Genomic DNA, 345 nt, shown 5'->3' with positions numbered 1-345 from the left:
CCTCACCGAGACGCTTCGACGCGGGGGAACGCGGGGGGTGCCGCCGAGCGTCTCGCGCGGGAGTTCGAGGTGTCGGTGAGAACGGTCAAACGCGACCTCGATGCGCTCGAGAGCAGCGGTGCGCCGATCTGGTCGCGCCCCGGGCCCGGGGGAGGGTACGGCCTGGCCGAGAGCGGCGCGTTGCCGCCCATCACCCTTTCGCCGTCGCAGGCAGTGGCGCTCATGGCCGCCGTGTCGACCGCGCATGATGCCCCCTATGCCGACCTGGCGGCGGCCGGTGTGCGGAAGATCCTGGCGGTCATCGACCCTCGAACCCGCGAGAAGGCGGACGCGTTGGCGGATCGC

General features: G+C 72.5%; 1 protein-coding gene. It reads left to right on the top strand.

All coding sequences use genetic code 11. The features are described 5' to 3' along the window. Positions 1 to 345, top strand: a 345-nt coding sequence (locus tag ASV53_RS25105; protein WP_205049263.1) for a helix-turn-helix transcriptional regulator, incomplete at both ends; no start/stop codon positions are given.

The sequence above is a fragment of the Photobacterium sanguinicancri genome (assembly GCF_002265265.1).
GTDB classification, from domain to species: Bacteria; Pseudomonadota; Gammaproteobacteria; order Enterobacterales; family Vibrionaceae; genus Photobacterium; species Photobacterium sanguinicancri.
The sequence above is the reverse complement of the archived record's forward strand: the minus strand, read 5'-3'. Positions and strand labels throughout refer to the sequence as shown.